The organism is Nocardia takedensis NBRC 100417 (assembly GCF_000308695.1).
In the GTDB taxonomy this organism is placed as follows: Bacteria; Actinomycetota; Actinomycetes; order Mycobacteriales; family Mycobacteriaceae; genus Nocardia; species Nocardia takedensis.
On record NZ_BAGG01000105.1, the window covers coordinates 21,557 to 40,422 of the forward strand.

Annotated in this window: 19 protein-coding genes and 1 tRNA gene; 11 read left to right on the forward strand and 9 right to left on the reverse strand. The window is 69.2% G+C overall.

Annotated features, from left to right (window positions below):
• The first annotated feature begins 8 nt into the window (after window positions 1–8).
• The 4 genes from ON30_RS22575 to ON30_RS22590 all read left to right on the forward strand — a co-directional run bounded on the left by ON30_RS22575 (window position 9) and on the right by ON30_RS22590 (window position 3,021).
• Window positions 9–79, forward strand: a tRNA-Gln gene (locus ON30_RS22575).
• A gap of 114 nt (window positions 80–193) precedes the next feature.
• Window positions 194–1,684 (forward strand): bifunctional UDP-N-acetylglucosamine diphosphorylase/glucosamine-1-phosphate N-acetyltransferase GlmU, encoded by a 1,491-nt coding sequence (glmU, locus tag ON30_RS22580; RefSeq protein ID WP_040709908.1) that lies wholly within the window; start codon window positions 194–196, stop codon window positions 1,682–1,684.
• Entirely contained in the window at window positions 1,684–2,664 is a 981-nt protein-coding gene (locus ON30_RS22585; protein ID WP_040709910.1) for a ribose-phosphate diphosphokinase, read from the forward strand. The genes glmU and ON30_RS22585 overlap by 1 nt, the downstream gene beginning before the upstream one ends.
• A gap of 93 nt (window positions 2,665–2,757) precedes the next feature.
• Window positions 2,758–3,021, forward strand: coding sequence for a hypothetical protein (locus ON30_RS22590; RefSeq protein ID WP_040709912.1), 264 nt, complete (start codon window positions 2,758–2,760; stop codon window positions 3,019–3,021).
• Here the strand turns inward: ON30_RS22590 and ON30_RS22595 are convergent, their stop codons facing one another.
• Entirely contained in the window at window positions 3,022–4,662 is a 1,641-nt protein-coding gene (locus ON30_RS22595; protein WP_040709914.1) for a fatty acyl-AMP ligase, read from the reverse strand.
• Window positions 4,663–4,894: 232 nt separating this feature from the next.
• On the opposite strand from ON30_RS22595, the gene ON30_RS36960 reads away from it, so the two are divergent.
• Window positions 4,895–5,473 (forward strand): hypothetical protein, encoded by a 579-nt coding sequence (locus tag ON30_RS36960; protein ID WP_245554166.1) that lies wholly within the window; start codon window positions 4,895–4,897, stop codon window positions 5,471–5,473.
• A gap of 52 nt (window positions 5,474–5,525) precedes the next feature.
• A complete protein-coding gene (locus ON30_RS41205) occupies window positions 5,526–5,783 on the forward strand; it encodes a hypothetical protein (RefSeq protein ID WP_051029791.1) in 258 nt (85 codons plus the stop codon).
• On the opposite strand, the gene ON30_RS22605 is transcribed toward ON30_RS41205, so the two are convergent.
• Entirely contained in the window at window positions 5,784–6,701 is a 918-nt protein-coding gene (locus tag ON30_RS22605) for a ribonuclease Z (RefSeq protein WP_040709916.1), read from the reverse strand.
• Window positions 6,702–6,710: 9 nt separating this feature from the next.
• The gene (locus tag ON30_RS22610; protein ID WP_040709918.1) at window positions 6,711–7,892 is read right to left on the reverse strand and encodes an aminotransferase class V-fold PLP-dependent enzyme; all 1,182 of its coding nucleotides are present in this window, start codon (window positions 7,890–7,892) and stop codon (window positions 6,711–6,713) included.
• Between the two features lie 181 nt (window positions 7,893–8,073).
• Between ON30_RS22610 and egtA the strand changes: the two genes are divergently transcribed.
• The 4 genes from egtA (at window position 8,074) to egtD (ending at window position 12,566) form a co-directional block, all read left to right on the forward strand.
• Window positions 8,074–9,342, forward strand: coding sequence for an ergothioneine biosynthesis glutamate--cysteine ligase EgtA (gene egtA / locus ON30_RS22615; protein WP_040709920.1), 1,269 nt, complete (start codon window positions 8,074–8,076; stop codon window positions 9,340–9,342).
• Window positions 9,343–9,404: 62 nt separating this feature from the next.
• Window positions 9,405–10,736 (forward strand): ergothioneine biosynthesis protein EgtB, encoded by a 1,332-nt coding sequence (egtB, locus tag ON30_RS22620; protein WP_245554167.1) that lies wholly within the window; start codon window positions 9,405–9,407, stop codon window positions 10,734–10,736.
• A gap of 34 nt (window positions 10,737–10,770) precedes the next feature.
• Window positions 10,771–11,598 carry an ergothioneine biosynthesis protein EgtC gene (gene egtC / locus ON30_RS22625; protein ID WP_040709922.1) on the forward strand — a complete coding sequence of 276 codons (828 nt, stop codon included), beginning with the start codon at window positions 10,771–10,773 and terminating at the stop codon, window positions 11,596–11,598.
• Complete coding sequence (egtD, locus tag ON30_RS22630; protein WP_040709925.1) at window positions 11,595–12,566, forward strand: L-histidine N(alpha)-methyltransferase; 972 nt, start codon at window positions 11,595–11,597, stop codon at window positions 12,564–12,566. The genes egtC and egtD overlap by 4 nt, the downstream gene beginning before the upstream one ends.
• A gap of 22 nt (window positions 12,567–12,588) precedes the next feature.
• Here the strand turns inward: egtD and ON30_RS22635 are convergent, their stop codons facing one another.
• From ON30_RS22635 to ON30_RS22650, 4 genes are all read right to left on the reverse strand, one after another.
• Window positions 12,589–12,813, reverse strand: coding sequence for a hypothetical protein (locus tag ON30_RS22635; protein WP_040709927.1), 225 nt, complete (start codon window positions 12,811–12,813; stop codon window positions 12,589–12,591).
• Window positions 12,814–12,885: 72 nt separating this feature from the next.
• Window positions 12,886–13,527, reverse strand: a complete 642-nt coding sequence (locus ON30_RS22640; protein WP_040709928.1) for a DUF2461 domain-containing protein — start codon at window positions 13,525–13,527, stop codon at window positions 12,886–12,888.
• A 61-nt stretch (window positions 13,528–13,588) separates the two neighbouring features.
• Window positions 13,589–14,170 (reverse strand): aminoacyl-tRNA hydrolase, encoded by a 582-nt coding sequence (gene pth / locus ON30_RS22645; RefSeq protein ID WP_040709930.1) that lies wholly within the window; start codon window positions 14,168–14,170, stop codon window positions 13,589–13,591.
• Window positions 14,171–14,180: 10 nt separating this feature from the next.
• Window positions 14,181–14,792: a 50S ribosomal protein L25/general stress protein Ctc gene (locus tag ON30_RS22650; protein ID WP_040709932.1), complete on the reverse strand. Its 612-nt coding sequence runs from the start codon at window positions 14,790–14,792 to the stop codon at window positions 14,181–14,183.
• Window positions 14,793–15,109: 317 nt separating this feature from the next.
• Between ON30_RS22650 and ON30_RS22655 the strand changes: the two genes are divergently transcribed.
• A complete protein-coding gene (locus ON30_RS22655) occupies window positions 15,110–16,750 on the forward strand; it encodes a peptide chain release factor 3 (RefSeq protein ID WP_040709934.1) in 1,641 nt (546 codons plus the stop codon).
• Here the strand turns inward: ON30_RS22655 and ON30_RS22660 are convergent, their stop codons facing one another.
• The gene (locus tag ON30_RS22660) at window positions 16,751–17,272 is read right to left on the reverse strand and encodes a nuclear transport factor 2 family protein (RefSeq protein ID WP_040709954.1); all 522 of its coding nucleotides are present in this window, start codon (window positions 17,270–17,272) and stop codon (window positions 16,751–16,753) included.
• A gap of 500 nt (window positions 17,273–17,772) precedes the next feature.
• Window positions 17,773–18,672, reverse strand: a complete 900-nt coding sequence (locus ON30_RS41210; RefSeq protein WP_083911603.1) for an Abi-alpha family protein — start codon at window positions 18,670–18,672, stop codon at window positions 17,773–17,775.
• Between the last annotated feature and the right edge of the window lie 194 nt (window positions 18,673–18,866).

Here is an 18,866-nt window from a genome sequence, read left to right on the forward strand (position 1 = left end):
TGTGGCGATCCGCCGTAGTGTAATGGCAGCACCTCTGATTTTGGTTCAGATAGTTCAGGTTCGAGTCCTGGCGGCGGAGCACACCGGCACGATGGCCTATCGTTGGCCGCGCACATCGCCGACCACAGCCACACCACAGCGCTGACCGAGCACGAAGCCGCCGACCACGATGACAGGCAGCCGAGGGAGATCCATGCCACAGCAGACCGCCGTCGTCGTTCTCGCCGCCGGAGCCGGAACGCGAATGCGGTCGAAGACCCCGAAAGTGCTGCATTCGCTGGCCGGTCGGAGCATGCTCGCGCACGCGCTGCATGCGGCGAACGAGATCGACCCCGCATATCTGATCACCGTGGTGGGCCACGACCGGGAGCAGGTGGGTGCCGCGGTCCGCGCCGTCGCCGCCGACCTGGGCCGTGAGATCACACCCGCCCTCCAGGAGCAGCAACTCGGCACCGGTCACGCGGTCCAGTGCGCCCTGGCGTCCCTGCCGGCCGATTTCACCGGCGACCTGCTCGTCACCTCGGCCGATGTGCCGTTGCTCGACGGGCACACCTTGAGCGCGCTGCTCGATGAGCATCGCAGCTACTCCCCGCGCTCGGCGGTCACCGTGCTGACGTTCGTCCCATCCGATCCGAACGGGTACGGCCGCATCATCCGCGACGCCCAGGGCGGTATCGCGGAAATCGTGGAGCACGCCGACGCCACCCCGGAACAGAGCGCGTTGACCGAGGTCAACTCGGGTGTGTACGCGTTCGACGCCGAGGTGCTGCGCGCCATGATCGGCCGCTTGTCGACGGCCAACGCCCAGCACGAGTTGTACTTGACCGACGTCCTGCGGTTGGCCCGCGAGGCGGGTCATCCGGTGCACGGCGCACGCTTGGTGGACGCGGCGAAGGTGACCGGCGTCAACGATCGCGTGCAGTTGTCGCAGGCCACCCGCACGCTGAACCGCTACATCCTGGAACGGCACATGCGCGCGGGCGTGACGGTCGTGGATCCGGCCACCACCTGGGTCGACGTGAACGTGCGGATCGGGCGGGACGCGGTGCTGCGGCCGGGTGTCCAGTTGTTCGGCGACACGGTCGTCGGCGAGGACGCCGAGATCGGGCCCGACAGCACGTTGACCGACGTCACGGTGGGTGACGGGGCGCGGGTGGTGCGCACGCACGGCGAGGGCGCGTCCATCGGACCGGGCGCCACCATCGGCCCCTACTCGTATCTGCGTCCGGGCACGATGGTCGGTGAATCCGGCAAGCTGGGCGCGTTCGTGGAGACCAAGAACGCCTCGATCGGGGCGCATTCGAAGGTGCCGCATCTGACCTACGTCGGGGACGCGACGATCGGTGAGTATAGCAACATCGGCGCGTCCAGCGTTTTCGTCAACTACGACGGGGTACGCAAACATCACACGGTCGTCGGGTCGCACGTGCGGACCGGCAGTGACACGATGTTCATCGCACCGGTGACGGTGGGTGACGGCGCCTATACGGCGGCGGGTACTGTACTGCGCAGAAGCGTTCCGCCCGGAGCCCTGGCGGTGTCCGGCGGTCCGCAGAAGAACATCGAGGGCTGGGTGCAGCGTCAACGTCCGGACACGGACGCGGCGCGCGCGGCGGCAGCCGCACTGTCGGCGGCCGAGGAGACAAACGGTCGGGTACCAGAGCAAAAGGATGGCAAACAGTAGTGACCGCGTCATGGATCGACAACCAGAAGAACCTGATGCTCTTCTCGGGACGCGCTCATCCTGAGCTGGCCGAGCAGGTCGCCAAGGAACTGGACGTCCACGTCACCCCGCAGACCGCGCGCGATTTCGCCAACGGTGAGATCTTCGTCCGCTTCGAGGAGTCCGTCCGCGGTTCGGACGCCTTTGTCCTGCAGAGCTTCCCGGCCCCGCTCAACGAGTGGCTGATGGAACAGCTCATCATGATCGACGCGCTCAAGCGCGGGTCGGCCAAGCGGATCACCGCGGTGCTGCCGTTCTACCCCTACGCCCGCCAGGACAAGAAGCACCGCGGCCGCGAGCCGATCTCGGCCCGCCTGGTCGCGGACCTGCTCAAGACCGCGGGCGCGGACCGCATCATCACCGTCGACCTGCACACCGACCAGATCCAGGGCTTCTTCGACGGCCCGGTGGATCACATGCACGCGCAGGTCCAGTTGGCCGAATACATCCGCACCAATTACAGCCTCGAGCACATCACGGTGGTCTCCCCCGATTCCGGCCGCGTGCGCGTCGCCGAGAAGTGGGCCGACTCGCTGGGCGGCTCGCCGCTGGCGTTCATCCACAAGACCCGCGACCCGCTGGTGCCGAACCAGATCAAGGCCAACCGCGTGGTCGGTGAGGTCGAGGGCCGCACCTGCATCCTGATCGACGACATGATCGACACCGGCGGCACCATCGCGGGCGCGGTCAAGGTCCTCAAGGCCGCGGGCGCGGGCGACGTCGTCATCGCCGCCACCCACGGCGTGCTGAGCGATCCCGCCGCCGAGCGCCTCGCCGCCAGCGGCGCCAAGGAGGTCGTGGTCACCAACACGCTGCCGCTGACCGAGGCCAAGAAGTTCCCGCAGCTCACCGTGCTGTCGATCGCGCCGCTGCTGGCCCGCACCATCCGCGAGGTCTTCGAGAACGGCTCGGTCACCGGGCTGTTCAACGGCAACGCCTGATTCCGCTTCCGGCCCGGACCTTCGTGTCCGGGCCGTGGTGTATCTCGCGCCCGATTCCGCGATCATCGAGCGAATCGGGGGAATACTCGGGTCATGGACCGTGAACCTCTGGATATGGACATGGGCGACGACGAGCAGGCCGACGAGGTCCGCGAGTACGAGCGCACCATCGAGGATCCGCCCGACGACCTGCGGATCCGCTATCGCGAGAACGACGACGACGGCCGTCTCGGCATCGAGGACGCGCTGCGTCAGGAGTACCGGCCGGGTGACGGGCGCGCGGAGGCCGCCGAAGCGGACGAGCGGCCCGCGGAAGCCGCCGCCGTCGAGATCGTCGACGACACCGATCTGAAGTAGCTATCCCAGGTGGACCGCCGTGGCGGCCCGGCGCAGCTTGCCCGAGGAGGTCTTGGGCAGCGCGCCGGGGCCGAGCACCGACACCGTGCGCGGACGCACGCCGACCTCGGCGAACACCTCGTGTACGACCTCGTGTTCGATGCGTTTGACCGCCGCCGGGTCCTGGTGGTCGTTGGACTCCACGACCACGGCGAAACTCTCCCGCCGCTGTCCGGCGTCGAGCCGCACCGCGACCGCGTTGCCCGGTCGCACCCCGGTCACGCGCATCGCGGCGCGCTCGATATCGGTCGGATAGATGTTGCGGCCGCCCATGATGATGACGTCCTTCTTGCGGCCGCACACCACCACCAGACCGTCGTCGGTGAAATAGCCGAGGTCGCCGGTGTCGAGCCAGCCTTCCGCGTCCTGGGCCGCGCGGAACCCGTCCAGGGTGACGTACCCCTCGGTGACCGCCGGGCCGCGCAGTTCGATCACCCCGACCGTGCGTGAGGGCAGCGGCGTGCGTTCGTCGTCGACCACCCGGCCCTCGAGGTGGTCGACCAGGTAGCCGAGGGTCGGCAGCCTGCGCGCCGTGCCGTGGTGGGTGTCGTGTACCGGCACCGCTTTGCCGATCGCCTCGAGCAGTTCGCCGTCGACCACGTCCAGGACCTGCCCGTGGCCGGGGTCCGGGATGGACACCGCCAGGGTGGTCTCGGCCATGCCGTAGACCGGCGTGAGCGCGGCGGCCTGGAGGCCGAAACGCCGGCCCGCGGCGGCCAGTCGGTCCATGGTGTCGGGGTCGACCGGTTCCGCGCCGTTCCACATGTAGCGGACACTGCTCAGGTCCACCGCGCCGTCGTCGGCCTTGTCCAGCCGGCGCGCCAGCAGCGAGTACGCGAAATTCGGTGCGGCGGTGACGGTCCCGCGATACCGGTCGATCAGTTCGGCCCACAGCATCGGGCGGGTCAGAAAGTCCATCGGCGTCACGCACACCACCTCCGCGCCCAACTGCATCGGGACGCTGAGGAAGCCGACCATGCCCATGTCGTGGAACAGCGGCAGCCAACTCACCATCACATCGTGTTCGAGCTCGAATTTCACCCGGTCGAACATGGCGTAGGCGTTGACCCAGAAATTGCCGTGCGTGATCCTGACCGCCTTGGGTGAGCCCGTCGACCCCGAGGTGAGCTGTTGCAGCGCGATGTCGGTCTCGTCGGTCGGCACCGGGTCGATCGGCTGTCCGTCGCCCAGGTCGGCGAGGTTGACCACGGTGATCCCGCGCTCGCGCAGCAACGGCTCCGCGGCCTCGAACGGCGCGCCGAGCACCACCGCGCGGGCCTGGATCATGTGCAGCACCGCCTCGGTGTCGCGCGCCCATATCGCGAGGTCGGTGCGCGGCGTCGGCTGGTGCAGCATCGTGATCGACGCGCCCCGCATCCACACCGCCTGACATCCGGGCGCGATATCCACCGGCATCCCCGCCAGCACCCCCACCGCGTCGCCGGGTCCGATCCCCGCCGCCGCGAGCCCGCCCGCCATCCGCCGCGCGATCTCGTGGATCTCCCCCCACCCCTGCCGCAGCGGAGCCCCCGGTTCCCCGGTGATCAGACCGCGCGTCGTGGACCGCGCGGTCGCGTACATCTCGTCGGTGAACCTGCTCATATCCGACTCCTCCGCGCGAACCACCGACCGAGCCCCTACATCGCTCGACCTCTCCTCCATCATCCCGCCGAACGCAACCCCTGTTAACCGATCCCCGCCGGACCGCCGATCCCCTCCTGAGCGTTCCAACCGACAACGCTTCACGCGTCCTTTTTGGAACACCGCGAATTTTCCACCCGAACAACGCCTTTCGCCCTTCCTTGCCAGGCTGCTGCCCGGTTACGGTCCGACCATGCCTTCGATCCTCCACGAGATGATGATCGACCTGGTCCGTCATCGACCCGCTCTGATCGCGCCATTGCTCGACTCGCTCGGCTGCGAGCTACCCGACTACCGTCGGGTGGAAATACAGTCGGGCGACTTCCCACAACTCGCCCCCACCGAATACCGAGCTGACGCGGTCACCGTGTTCCACTCGGTCGATGGGCCGGTCCTGGCCGTCGTGGTCGAGGTCCAACTGGGGCACGACAAGGAGAAAGTCTGGTCCTGGCCGGTCTACGTCGCCGCGCTGCGTGCCCGCGTGCAATGCCCGACGGTGCTGTTGGTGCTGTGCACCGACCGGAATGTCGCGAAATGGGCCGCTCGACCGGTCCCCTTCGGCTACGGCTCCCCCTACGTCCACCTTGCGCCGCTCGTGCTCGACCCCGACGGCGTCCCTGTCATTGTGGACGTCGACATGGCCGTCGCTCTGCCGGAGCTGACGGTCCTCTCGGCACTGTCGCACGCCGGGCACCCCGACAACGCCGCCGTCTTCCACGCCCTGTTCAAGCCTCGACACACTCCACGAGGACCGCGCCCGCCATTACTATGACTTCGTATTCTCGCGACTGCCCGAGGCAGCTCGCTCGATCTGGGAGGCACGAATGACCGCCGGACTCCGCGATTACGAATACCAGAGCGATTTCGCCCGGATGTACTACGCCGAAGGGCGGGACGAAGGCCGAAACGAAGGCCGCGTCGAAGGCGAAACCGGCCTCGTGATCGCTGTGCTGGAAAAGCGCGGAATACCCATCTCCGACGACGCCCGCGCACGCATCACGGCCTGCACCGACCACGACCAACTCACCGACTGGGTTCTGCGGGCGGTCACGGCGGAGACGGCTGACGAATTGTTCGGGTGATCAGCGGCGGGGTGGGAAGGGGATGCGGGCGAGGTCTTCGGCGATGACTATTTCGCCGGGGAAGTGGCGGGCGGCTTCGGCGCGGTGGGCGTCGAGGGTGCGGTAGCGCTGGGAGAAGTGGGTCAGGACCAGGGTGCGGGCGTTGGCGCGGGCGGCGACGCGGCCCGCTTGGGCGGCGGTGAGGTGACCGTGTTCGGCGGCGAGTTCGGCTTCGGTGTCGAGGAAGGTCGCTTCGATGACGAGCAGGTCGACGCCGTCGGCGAGTTCGTGGACGCCGTCGCAGAGTCGGGTGTCCATGATGAAGGCCGCGCTCTGGCCGGGGCGGCGTTCACCGACGTCGTCGAGGGTGAGGGTGCGGCCGTCGTGTTCGATCGCGCCCGCGCGCTGGAGTTCGCCGACGGCGGGTCCGGTGAGTCCGGCGGCGCGGAGTCGTTCCGGGACGAGTCGGTGTCCGTCGGGTTCGGTGAGGCGGTAGCCGAACGCTTCGACCGGATGCGAGAGCCGCGCCGTGCTCAGGGTGAACGGCGCGCCCGCGGCTTCGAGGGGGCCGGAGGCCGCGATGGGGTGCGGACGCAGTTCAGCGGTGCGGTGATAGACGCTGGCGTGGCAGAGTCGCTGGTAGTACACCTCGCCGGAGGCCGGGTAGTAGACGTCCACGGGGTGCGGCACCCGGTCGAGGTTGACGCGCTGCACGATGCCGGGCAGGCCCAGGCAGTGGTCGCCGTGGAAGTGGGTGATCGCGATGCGGGTGATGTCGGTGGCCGACACTCCGGCGTGGGTCATCTGCCGTTGGGTGCCCTCACCGGGATCGAACAGCACCCCTTCGGCTCCCCAGCGCAGCAGGTAGCCGTTGTGGTTGCGGTTCTTGGTCGGCACCTGGCTGGCGGTGCCGAGCACGACGAGCTCACGCTGTGACATCGCGTCGGATCATGACAGGCCCGCGACGGCGGCGACGAATCGGTCGAGTTCGTCGAAGCCGACGAAGCAGTGCGGGGAGGCACGCACCACCGCGGCGAGGCCGCGCGAGGTCATGTCGAGCAGGGTCGATCCCGCGTGGCTCACCGTCACGGTGATGTTCTGTTCGGCGAGTCGGTCGCGCACGGCGAGCGGGTCGACACCGTCGACGGTGAACGAGACGATGCCGCTGTGCCGGATGCCGAGGTCGCGCACGGTCACGCCGTCGATCTGCGGGAGGGCTTTGCGCAGGTGTTCGGCGCGCGCGGCGACGGCCGCGTACACCTCGTCGGGGCCCAGGTCGAGCAGGTAGCGCACGGCCGCGCCGAGTCCGAGTCGGGCGGCGACGTCGCATTCCCAGAACTCGAAGCGGGTGGCGTCGGGGGCGAGTTCGTATTCGCGCGGCGCGGTCCAGGAGGCGCTGTGCAGGTCGAGTCGCTGCGGATGCAGGGTGGCGGCGAGGTCGGGGCGCACGTAGAGGAATCCGGTGCCGCGCGGGCCGCGCAGCCATTTGCGCCCGGTCACCGAGAGCGCGTCGACCCCGAGTTCGGTGACGTCGAGCGGGATCTGCCCGGCGGATTGGCAGGCGTCCAGCAGCACCAGCGCCCCGACCGAATGCGCGAGCGCGGTCGCCTCGACGGCCGGGTTCACCAGGCCGCCGTTGGTGGGCACGTGCAGGATCGAGACCAGTTTCACCCGGTCGTCGAGCATCGCGGCGAGCGCGTCGAGGTCGATCTGCCCGCTGCCGTCGCTGGGGATGCGTTCGACCACGGCGCCGGTCTCGCGGGCCCGCTGAAGTGCCGCGATGGCGTTGCTGGCGTAGTCGGAGCCGGAGATCAGGACGCGGTCGCCCGCGGCGAGCGGCACGGCGTAGAAGAAGTCGGCCCAGGAGCGGGACGCGGAGTCGCTGAGCGCGATGCCTTCGGGTTCGGCGCGCAGCAGTTCGGCGATGGCGGTCTTGACGTCGGCGAGGTCGTCGAGCCGTTCGGTGGCGGCGCGGTAGCCGCCGATCTCGGCCTCGCGGCGCAAATGGGACACCACCGTGTCGAGGACCACGCGCGAGGGCAGCGACGATCCCGCGCTGTCGAGGAAGACCAGGTTCGGATCCGAGTCGTAACCAGGGGTATCGGCCCGCACACGTGTCACGTCCAGCATGGTTCGAACCTAGCGCGCGGCATCGGTTTCGTTTCTCGATCGATTTTTTGTCGGCCCCCCTCGCTACGCTGGATTCGTCCGGTGTGTGCGGCCCGCCGTCGTACCGGACGACCAGCCCATCGACATCCGGCTCGGCGAGAACCGAGGTCCCCCTCGGAGAGATATCACTGTGGAGGTTGACATGGCGGTCACACTCGAACACCCGGATTCGACGCTGCCGTCGGAGCAGTTGTCCTCGCGCGCCGCCGCCGAGGCCTATGTGGGCGGAGTCTGTTTCAAACTCGGTCCGCCGGCGTTGATCGGCGCGGAACTGGAATGGCTCACGGTGCACGGTGCGCCTTCCGCGCCCGGCCGCACCGACGCCGCGCGCCCACTGCCCGCCGACGTCGCCGCCGCTCTCGGACTGTACGCGCCGCGGTCCATCGCCCCCGATTCACCGGCTCTCGCACTGCCGGGGGGCAGCCGGGTCACCTTGGAACCCGGCGGTCAGATCGAACTCTCCTCCGCTCCCTTCGGCTCCGCCGCCGAACTGTGCCAGCGACTCGAAGAAGATACGCGTCTCCTGCGTGACCTGCTCGAATCCCGCTCCATCCGCATGGTTTCCGCCTCCGCCGACGCCGATCGACAGCCCGAACGCCTGCTGCACCTCCCCCGCTACCGCGCGATGGAGGCCGCTTTCGGCGGTATCGGCCCGTTCGGCAAACTCATGATGTGCAACACGGCGGCCACGCAGGTCAGCGTGGACGCGGGCGCCGATATCGCCGAGGTCGCCGCGCGCTGGGCGGCCGCGCACGCCGTCGGTCCGGCGCTGGTCGCCGCGTTCGCCTGCTCGCCGACGCTGAACGGCGCGCCGACGGGCGGGTGGGCTTCGCAGCGCATGCGCACCTGGTTGCGCCTGGACAACGCGCGCACCCGTCCGCCCGCCGAGCACTGGTCGGACCCGGTCGCCGAATACGGTCGCTGGGCGCTGGACGTGCCACTGCTGTGTGTGCGGCGTCCCGAGGACGGCGCCGACTGGGCGCCGCCCCCCTGCGCCACCTTCGCCGATTGGCTCTGCGGCGCACTGGACGAGGAGGTGGGCCGCCGTCCCACGGTGGCCGATCTGCACTACCACCTGACCACCTTGTTCCCGCCGGTTCGCGCGTCCGGGCACCTGGAGATCCGCTACCTCGACGCCCAACCCGAGCACGTCTGGGCGGTGCCGGTGCACGCGATCGACGCGCTGCTGTCGACTCCGCGGGTGGTCGAGGAGGCCACCGCGGTCGCCGCGCCCGCGGCCGGGCAGTGGTCGGAGGCGGCGCGGCACGGTCTCGCCGATCCGCTGATCCGCGCGGTCGCCGCGGACCTGTTGGCTTTGGCCGCGGCCCACGCCGCCACTCCCGCCGCCGCGGAGGAACTGGAGACGGCCGCGCGTCGATGTCGCGGCGGGCAACCGCCCGCGCCGCTGTAGCCGGTCGACCACTCGACAGTCGGAAACGATTCACACGCAACACCTCTCGAAAGAGCATGCTCGTGACAACCCAGTATCCGGTCGATACCGACACCGAACGCCTGCGGGAGCGGATCGCGACGGTCCTGCAACGATCCCGCGCGCGCACCCAAGCCCTCACCCAGATCGACGAGGCCGAACTGCTCGCCCAGCATTCGCCGCTGATGAGCCCGCTGGTGTGGGATCTCGCCCACATCGGCAACCAAGAGGAGTTGTGGCTGGTCCGCGACGTCGGCGGCCGCGAAGCGGTGCGCGCCGACATCGACGAACTCTACGACGCCTTCAAACACGCGCGGTCGAACCGACCCGCGCTGCCGCTGCTCGATCCGACGCAGGCGCGCCGCTACGTCGGCACCGTGCGCGAGAAGGTCTGGGATGTGCTGAACGGCAGCGCGCTGCGCGGTTCGCCGCTGGTCGACGGCGGTTTCGCGTTCGGCATGATCGCCCAGCACGAACAGCAGCACGACGAGACGATGCTCGCCACCCACCAATTGCGTTCCGGCGGTCCCGTGCTCGCGGCGCCCGCCGCCCCCACCGCGCTCGCCCCGGTCGGCGGCGAGGTCGTCATCCCGGCCGGCGAATTCACCATGGGCACCTCGACCGACCCGTGGGCGCTGGACAACGAGCGGCCCGCGCACCCGGTGCACGTGCCCGAGTTCGCGATCGACGCGGCCCCGGTCACCAACGAGCAGTACCTGGCCTTCGTGGCGGACGGCGGCTACGACCGTCCCGAACTGTGGTCCGAACAGGGGTGGGCGCACCGGCAACAGGCCGGTCTGGTGGCTCCCCAGTTCTGGGAGCGCGATCCCGGCGGGCAGTGGTGGCGTCGGGTGTTCGGCGTGATGACGCCGTTGCGCCCGCGTCAACCGGTCGTGCACGTCTGCTGGTTCGAGGCGCAGGCGTATGCCACCTGGGCCGGGAAGCGACTGCCCACCGAAGCCGAATGGGAGAAGGCGGCGCGCTTCGACCCGGCCACCGGGGTGTCGCGCCGCTTCCCGTGGGGTGACGCGGAACCCGACGAGGCGACGGCCAATCTCGGCCAGCGACATCTGGAACCGGCCGAGGTCGGCGCCTATCCGCTCGGCGCTTCCCCGGCGGGCGTGCACCAACTCATCGGCGACGTCTGGGAATGGACGTCATCGGGATTCGACCCGTATCCCGGTTTCCGGGCCTTCCCCTACCGCGAATACTCCGACGTGTTCTTCGGCGGCGACTACCGGGTGCTGCGCGGCGGGTCGTTCGGCACGGACCCGGTGGCCTGCCGCGGCACCTTCCGCAACTGGGATCACCCGATCCGCAGGCAGATCTTCGCCGGATTCCGTCTGGCCCGCGACTTGCGGGCGGGAGAACGGTGACCCGGACGCGCTCGCGGATCGAGGACGTCCACTGATGTGCCGTCATCTCGGATATGTCGGCCCGCCGGTGCGCGTCGGCGACATGCTCACCCTGGGTCCGCATTCCCTGCGCACCCAGGCGTGGGCCCCGCGCGACATGCGTCGCGGCGGCACGATCAACGCCGACGGTTTCGGTGTCGCGTGGTGGCGGGCCGAGGACGACACGGTCACGGTGAGCCGCTACCGCAATCCCGCGCCGATCTGGACCGATCCGGCGGTGGAGGAGGTGCTGCCGCACCTGGAGTCGTGGGCGGTGCTGGGCGCGGTGCGGTCGGCGACGATCGGCATGCCGGTGGAGCGTTCGGCCTGCGCGCCGTTCACCCGCGGGCGGTGGGCGTTCAGCCACAACGGCGTCGTGCCCGACTGGCGGGCCGCGCTGACCGCGGTCGCCGCGGAATTCGCCGGCGCCGCCGCCGAACTCGACGCGGACGGACTGTTCGCACCCGCGCGCCTGCTGGAAGCCGAATCGGCCACCGACAGCGCCGCTCTCTGGGTGCTGTTGGGCGCACTGCTGGCCACCGACGTTCCCGACGGCGACTGGGCGGCCGCACCCGCCGCCTTGCGCCTGCTGCTGTCCGCGGTCCTGACCCACGCGCCGGATTCCCGACTCAACCTGCTGCTCGGCGACGGCGCGCAACTGTGGGCCACCGCCTGGTACCACTCGCTGTCGGCGCTGGTCACCGACGATTTCGCCATCCTGTCCTCCGAACCGTTCGATGACGACCCCCGTTGGCAGGCGATCCCCGACCGCAGTCTGGTGACGGCGCGACCGGGTCATCTTGCCGTCGAACCGCTTCCCGATCCCGAAAGGCCCGCGCAATGACCGCACCGACCCTCGAGATCCATCTCTCCGACGCCGACCTGACCGCCGCCCTGCGCGCCGACGCCCGCCGAGGGCTGACCGACGCGCCGAAGACGCTGCCGCCCAAATGGTTCTACGACGCGCGGGGCAGCGAACTGTTCGAGCGCATCACCGAACTGCCCGAGTACTACCCGACCCGCACCGAACGCGCGCTGCTGGAACGGGTGGTCGGGGAGATCGCTCGCGGCGCGCGCTCGGAAGTCCTGGTCGAACTGGGCGCGGGGTCGGCGGCCAAGACCCGACTGCTGCTCACCGCCCTCACCGCGGAGGGGCCGCTGAAGACGTATGTGCCGCAAGATGTCTCCGCCACGGCGTTGCGGGACGCGGCGAATCAGGTGGCCGCGGAGTTCCCGACCTTGGCGGTGCACGGCGTGGTCAGCGATTTCACCGACACCCTCCAGAATCTGCCGCGCGGCGGGCGACGGATGATCGCCTTCCTCGGCGGCACCCTCGGCAACCTGGTTCCCGGTGAACGCGCCGAATTCCTCGCGGGCATCCACGAGGTCCTCGAACCGGGTGAGCAGTTGTTGCTCGGCGTCGGCCTGGTCATCGACGCGGCCACGCTGGTCCCGGCCTACGACGACGCCGCCGGAGTGACCGCCGAATTCAACCGCAATATCCTGCACGTGCTCAATTCCCGCCTCGGCGCCGATTTCGCACCGGACAAATTCGAGCACGTCGCGCTGTGGGACGCGGAGAACGAATGGATCGAGATGCGGTTGGCCGCCACCGAGGACATGACGGTGCGGGTGCGCGAACTCGACCTGACCGTGGAGTTCGCGCGCGGCGAGCAGATGCGCACCGAGATCTCGGCCAAATTCCGGCTCGAGGGATTGCGCGCCGAACTCGCGGCGGCGGGTTTCGACACCGAACAGGTGTGGACCGACCCCGACGACCGGTTCGCGTTGGTGTTGGCCGCGCGCAACTGAGCGCGAACGGCGTCGGCGGGACCTACCGCCGACGCCCCAGCGCGAAATAGGCCAGCGGCAGGACGCCGACCGAGTTCACCACCGTGATCGCGGTCGCCCACACCCGCTTCGAGCCTTTGACCTGTTCGGCCGGGCGGCGGCGCAGATCGGCCAGCGCCACCGCCTTGGCGATCGAATCGAGCGCGGTCGCGACGACGATGAATCGTCGACTGCCCGGGCTCAGGTCGCTCCACCGTTTCCTCGCCATCGCGCGCTCCTTCCGGTTGAAAGCTTCTCGGCGAACGTAGCAAACCGATCGGTTCTCGCCGGTGCGCCGAGGTCACCCGGTGGGCGCGACCACCGCCGTCAGCCATTCCACGAACGGGCGCATCCGTTCCCAAGTGGCCCTGATCTCTTTCGCGGCGCGCGGCGTCGTCAACCATTCCGGTGCGCCGAACTCCTTGTGGCACGTCAGCGATTTGTGCCGCAGCAGCGCGATGCGGGGATGATCCGCCTCGTAGCCTTTGGGCCGAGTCTTCAACGTCTCCCCGCCCAACTCGAAGCCCGCCTTCCCCAACTTCGCGAGAATGCTCTCCAACTCCGCGCCGCGCACCTCGTCGGCGATCGTCGCGCGCAACTGCGCCACCTGCGCGGGCGTCCCCGAATAGAAACCGCCGCCCGCGAACAACCCCGCAGCGCTGATCTGCACGTACCACCCCGCGCCCGGCGCGGTCCGCACCACCGCACCCTGCGCCGTCTTGTAGGGCGTCTTGTCCTGGGAGAAACGCACGTCACGATAGGGCCGGAAGATCTTCGCCTCCCCGAAATCCCCCGCCAATTCCGCCGTCAACGCCGTCATCGGCCCCTTGACCGCCGCCTCGTACACCCCTTTGTGCGCAGTCCAGAACGTCTTGGAGTTGTCGGCCTCGAGGTCCTCGTAGAAATCAAGTCCCGCCAGCGGGAATCCGGTGAAACCGCTCATCCCCCGAACCTACGCCGCACCCCCGACACCCACCGCACGAGCCCGGCGGCGACGGGTGATTTCAGTGGAGGCGGTTCTGGGCGGGTTCGAGGCCGAGTTTCAGGAGGAGTTCGACGGCGTCGGCGGCTTGTTCGACGATGACGGGGACTTCTTTGCGTTCGGGGGTGGCGAAGGGTTTGAGGACGTAGTCGGCGGGGTCCTGGCGGCCGGGGGGACGGCCGATCCCGAGGCGCACGCGCAGGTAGTCCTTGGTGGTGAGGGCGGCGGAGACGGAACGCAGACCGTTGTGGCCGCCTTCGCCGCCGCCGCGTTTGAGTTTGATCTCACCGAAGGGGAGATCGAGTTCGTCGTGGACGACGATGACCTCGGTGGCGGGGACGGAGAAGAATTTCGCCAGCGCCGCGACGGGGCGACCGGACAGGTTCATGAACGACCTGGGCTTGGCGAGCAGGACCTGACGGCCGTCGAGACGGGCCTGGAGCAGGTCGGCGCCGGATTTCTTGTGGGTGGAGAAACGACCGCCGACGCGCTCGGCGAGCGCGTCGGCGACCAGGAAACCGATGTTGTGCCGGGTGCGTTCGTATTCGGGGCCGGGATTACCCAGTCCGACCACGAGCGCTGGGCCGGTCACGGAGTCCGTCATGGGACGAAGATTATTCGGCGTCCTCGGCGGCTTCGCTGCCGGCCTCGGCCTCGGCTTCGTCGGCCTCGGGTTCGGCGGCGGGCGCGGGGATGACGTTGACGATCAGCGTCTCGGCGTCGACGGCCAGGGTGACGCCCGCGGGCAGGGTGACCTCACCGGCGGTGATCTGGGTGCCCGCTTCGACGCCCTCGATGGAGATCTCGATGGCCTCGGGCAGCTTCAGCGCCTCGGCCTCGACGGAGATGGTGGTGGCTTCCTGGGTGACCAGGGTGCCCGCGGCGGCTTCACCGGTGACGGTGACCGGGATGTCGGCGGTGACCTTCTCGCCGCGCTTGACGATCAGCAGGTCGGCGTGCTCGATGTAGCGGCGGATCGGGTGCACCACAACGGATTTGGTGAGGGCGAGCTGCTTCTGCCCGTCGATGACGAGGTTGAGCACCGCGTTGGTGCCGTGCTCGCGCAGGATGGCCGCGAACGCCTGGGCGTTCAGCGACAGGTGCTGCGGGTCGGACTGGTGGCCGTACAGCACGGCGGGGACGTTTCCTGCACGACGGGTGCGGCGGGCTGCGCCTTTTCCGAACTCGGTGCGTACGGCGGCTTCGAGTACGTTGACGTCGGACATGACTGGATCTACTCCCTACGGCTAATCCGGGCTGGTTGCTCACCAGGGGCGGCGATATCGGTTGCCGCAACCCTGATGTGGTGGTCTACTCGTCGGGCGAAGACCGAACGGGGACGGCCGGACAGCCGAGCCGCGTCGATCACGGTGAACGCAAGTGAAACGTCTGCGGTCACCCTCGCCGAGACAACCCGAACACCATACCCCAGCGTGACGGCCCGCTTCGAACCGGGTGGTCAGGTGCGTGCGGGCGAGCCTACGGTGCGGTCACGTACGCTGGACAGGTTGCCGAGCAGGTCGTCTGTGAAAGGTTGTTCCCCGTGACCGCCCCTGAGGATGTCGTCGCTCCCACTCCGCGCGGGCTGGCCGCCGAGACCGCGCGGCGGCGCACGTTCGCCGTGATCTCGCACCCCGACGCGGGCAAGTCGACGCTGACCGAGGCGCTGGCGCTGCACGCCAGGATGATCTCGGAGGCGGGCGCGATCCACGGCAAGGCCGGACGCAAGTCGACGGTGTCGGACTGGATGGAGATGGAGAAGGCCAGGGGCATCTCGGTCAGTTCCACCGCGTTGCAGTTCAACTACCGGGCGGCGGGCTCGGAGGTCGACAACGTCATCAACCTGGTCGACACCCCCGGCCACTCCGATTTCTCCGAGGACACCTACCGCGTGCTGACGGCGGTCGACGCGGCGGTCATGTTGATCGACGCGGCGAAAGGTCTCGAGCCGCAGACGCTGAAACTGTTCCAGGTGTGCCGCCATCGCGGCATCCCGGTGATCACCGTGGTCAACAAGTGGGACCGGCCGGGCCGGGCTCCGCTGGAGTTGCTCGACGAGATCAGCGAGCGGATCGGCCTGACGCCGACGCCGCTGTTCCTGCCGGTCGGCATCGCGGGCGATTTCCGCGGTCTGCTGCGGCGCGGCGCGGACGGCGCGGCCACCGAGTACATCCATTTCACCCGCACGGCCGGCGGGGCGACGATCGCGCCGGAGGAGTCGTTGACCGCCGAACAGGCCGAGGCCCGCGAGGGCGAGGCGTGGTCGACGGCGGCCGAGGAGTCCGAACTGCTCTCGGCCACCGGCCAGGACCACGACCAGGAGCTGTTCCTGGCGGGGCAGACCTCGCCGGTCATCTACGCCTCGGCGATGTTGAACTTCGGCGTGCGGCAACTGCTGGAGACGTTGGTGTCGCTGGCCCCGCCGCCCGCCGCGCGCGCCGATGTGGCGGGCGCACCCCGCGAGACGTCCGCGCCGTTCAGCGCGGTCGTGTTCAAGGTGCAGGCCGGGATGGACGCCGCGCACCGCGACCGGTTGGCGTTCATGCGGATCGTGTCGGGCGAATTCGAGCGCGGCATGGTCGTCACCCACGCCCAGACCGGGCGGCCGTTCGCGACCAAGTACGCGTTGACGGTGTTCGGCCGCGAACGCACCACCGTCGACACCGCCTACCCGGGTGACGTGGTCGGCTTGGTGAACGCGACGGCGCTGGCCCCCGGACACACCTTGTACGTGGACAAGAAGGTGGAGTTCCCGCCGATCCCGTCGTTCGCGCCGGAGCATTTCGCCGCGCTGCGCGCCGAGAGCGCGGGCAAGTACAAGCAGTTCCGCAAGGCCATCGACCAACTCGACTCCGAGGGCGTGGTGCAGGTGCTGCGCAACGACGCCCGCGGCGACGCCTCGCCGGTGCTGGCCGCGGTCGGCCCGATGCAGTTCGAGGTGGTCACGGCGCGGATGATGGCCGAGTTCAACGTCGAGACGAAGATGGATTTCCTCGGCTACACCCTGGCCCGCCGCACCGACGCCGAATCCGCTCCCGAACTGGACCGCCAGCGCGGGGTGGAGGTGTTCACCCGCAGCGACGGCGCGATCCTGGCGCTGTTCAGTGACAAGTGGCGTTTGCAGTACATCGAGAAGGAATATCCGTCACTGACGTTGGAGCCGTTGGTCGCGACCGCCGACTGACTATTCCGGTTCGCGGCGCACGGGGGCGGTGCCCGGGTCGACCTCGACCGGGGCGATGCCGTCCTCGCGGGCGATCAACCCCCAACGGCTAGAGGTCAGCCGCAGGCTGGGCAGGTCGCTGAGCGAGATCACCACCTCGTAGGTGCGCTCGTAACCGGTGTGCGCGATACGCCAGTTCCCGTCCTCGCAGCGCGCGTACCGATCGCTGTAGAAGGCCGCGCCGCGCAGCAGCATGTTGTGTTCGGGGATCAGCACGGTGTCGGCGAGATACCAGGTGCCGACGGCGGTGTCACCGTCGACGTCGATCTCCGGGTGGTCGCAGCGATGTTCGGTGATGACGTGCGGACCGAGGGTGTTGCGCATGAACGCCAGGAACGCGTCACGCGACTCGAACTGGAGATATTCGCTGTAGGTGGCGGTGGCGTCGGGAATCATCGTGTCCGCGAACTCGTCCCAGGATTTGGTGTCCAGGGAACGCAGGTAGCGGAACTTGAGCCGCGCGATGGCGGCGACGTCGTCCAGGCGCGGTCGCGGGGCGGCCGAACGGGTGCGTTCGGCGACGGTCTCTCGATAGGCGGACGCTCCCTCGCGTGACTGCTCGTCGGCCGGGTCGGGTTCGTCGACGGCACCGTCTCCGTCGACGGCGTCGCGCCGGGTCGCCGCATCGCGGTCCGCCGTCGCGTCATGGTCCGCCGCATCGTGCTCGGCCACCGCGTCGTGATCCGCTGTGTCGTGTTCGGCCGCCGCTCCGTGGTCGGCCGCGGATTCAGCCGCGGCTTCGCTCCGCGCGGGCGTTTCGTGCCGCGCCGCGCTCGGGGGCTCGGCGGCCGCGTCGGTGTCGAGTGCCGCGCCGTTGCGGGCCGGGTCGCCGTACGGCCGGTCGGTGGCGTGCACGTCCGGGTCGCCGCTGTCCGGCCCGTCGCTGCCCTGGTCCATCTACTCACGATCCCACCCGGGACCGCCGTACTACACGAATGCGCCAGATCTGTATCAGATCGCTATAACCCCGGCGGGTCGCGTGGTCAGGAGCCGATGGTGAAGCAGGTGCGGCAGAAATCCTCGCCGAATTCGGTCAGTCGCAGGCTCTTGCGCACGATCTTGGGGGCGCGTCCGGCTTTCTTCAGCGCGGCCTCGACCACCGGTTGCACCTCGAGGACCATGTAGCGGCTCAGCACCACCGGATCGTCGGAGGTGAGGGTCAGGCCGAGGCGGTTGAGGTTGATCAGGTAGGGGCGGGCGCGGTCGGGGTAGCGCACCCCCGCCTGTTCCGGGACCGAGGTCAGATCGCCCTGTACGAGTTCGGATCCGATGCCCAGCGGGCGGTTGGTGCGCACGTCCACCGAGGGCTGCGGACCGTTGAGGGCCATGAAGCGCAGGATGCGGGCTTCGTCGGGGGCGAGTTCGTCGAGGATGCGGTCGTAGGCGGGGTGGACGTCCTCGGTGAAGTAGACGTCGGCGGAGCGGGCCAGCAGCGCGTCGCCGCGGCGGCGCAGTTCCTGGGTGGTGGCCGAGCGCAGGTTCGGGCCGATGGCCAATTGCTGGTGTTGCGGCGGTGTGCCGGTGAGGCCGGAGCCGTTGGTCTGGGTCGGCACGTAGCTGACGATCTCGCGCACCGATCCCTCGGTGACGCCCAGCGCGCTGCGCGCGATCGAGCGCAGGGCGTTGCCGGTGCGTTCGGCGATGTCGGCGGAGGATTCGCCGTCCAGGGCGGCTTGGGCGATCTCCCTGGTCACCTCGTAGGAGGTGTTGACCGCCCACTGGCCGCCGCGCACGGCGGTGCCCGCCGCGAGTCCGGCCGCACGGAACACGCCGCGGATCAGCCTGGCCTCGTTGCTGATCTGGCGCTGCTCGACATCCGAGCCGCGCTCCACGGAGCGGGAACCGGCTCGGGTGAGGTCCTGCCCGGCCCTGTCGTCTGTCACGTCTACTCCGATGTATTGCAGTGAACGAGTTGTCCACAGATTATGGTCCGCCAGCCTTCCAGGTACGCCGAACCTCGCGTTCCCCGGGCCGCCGGGCGCGCTGCCGATCTCGTCGCCGCCGGTCTGTGACGGTCGTCATTGTCTCCGGGCCGACCGTGCGACGCGACATTCCGGACATCCACTGTGACCGATAT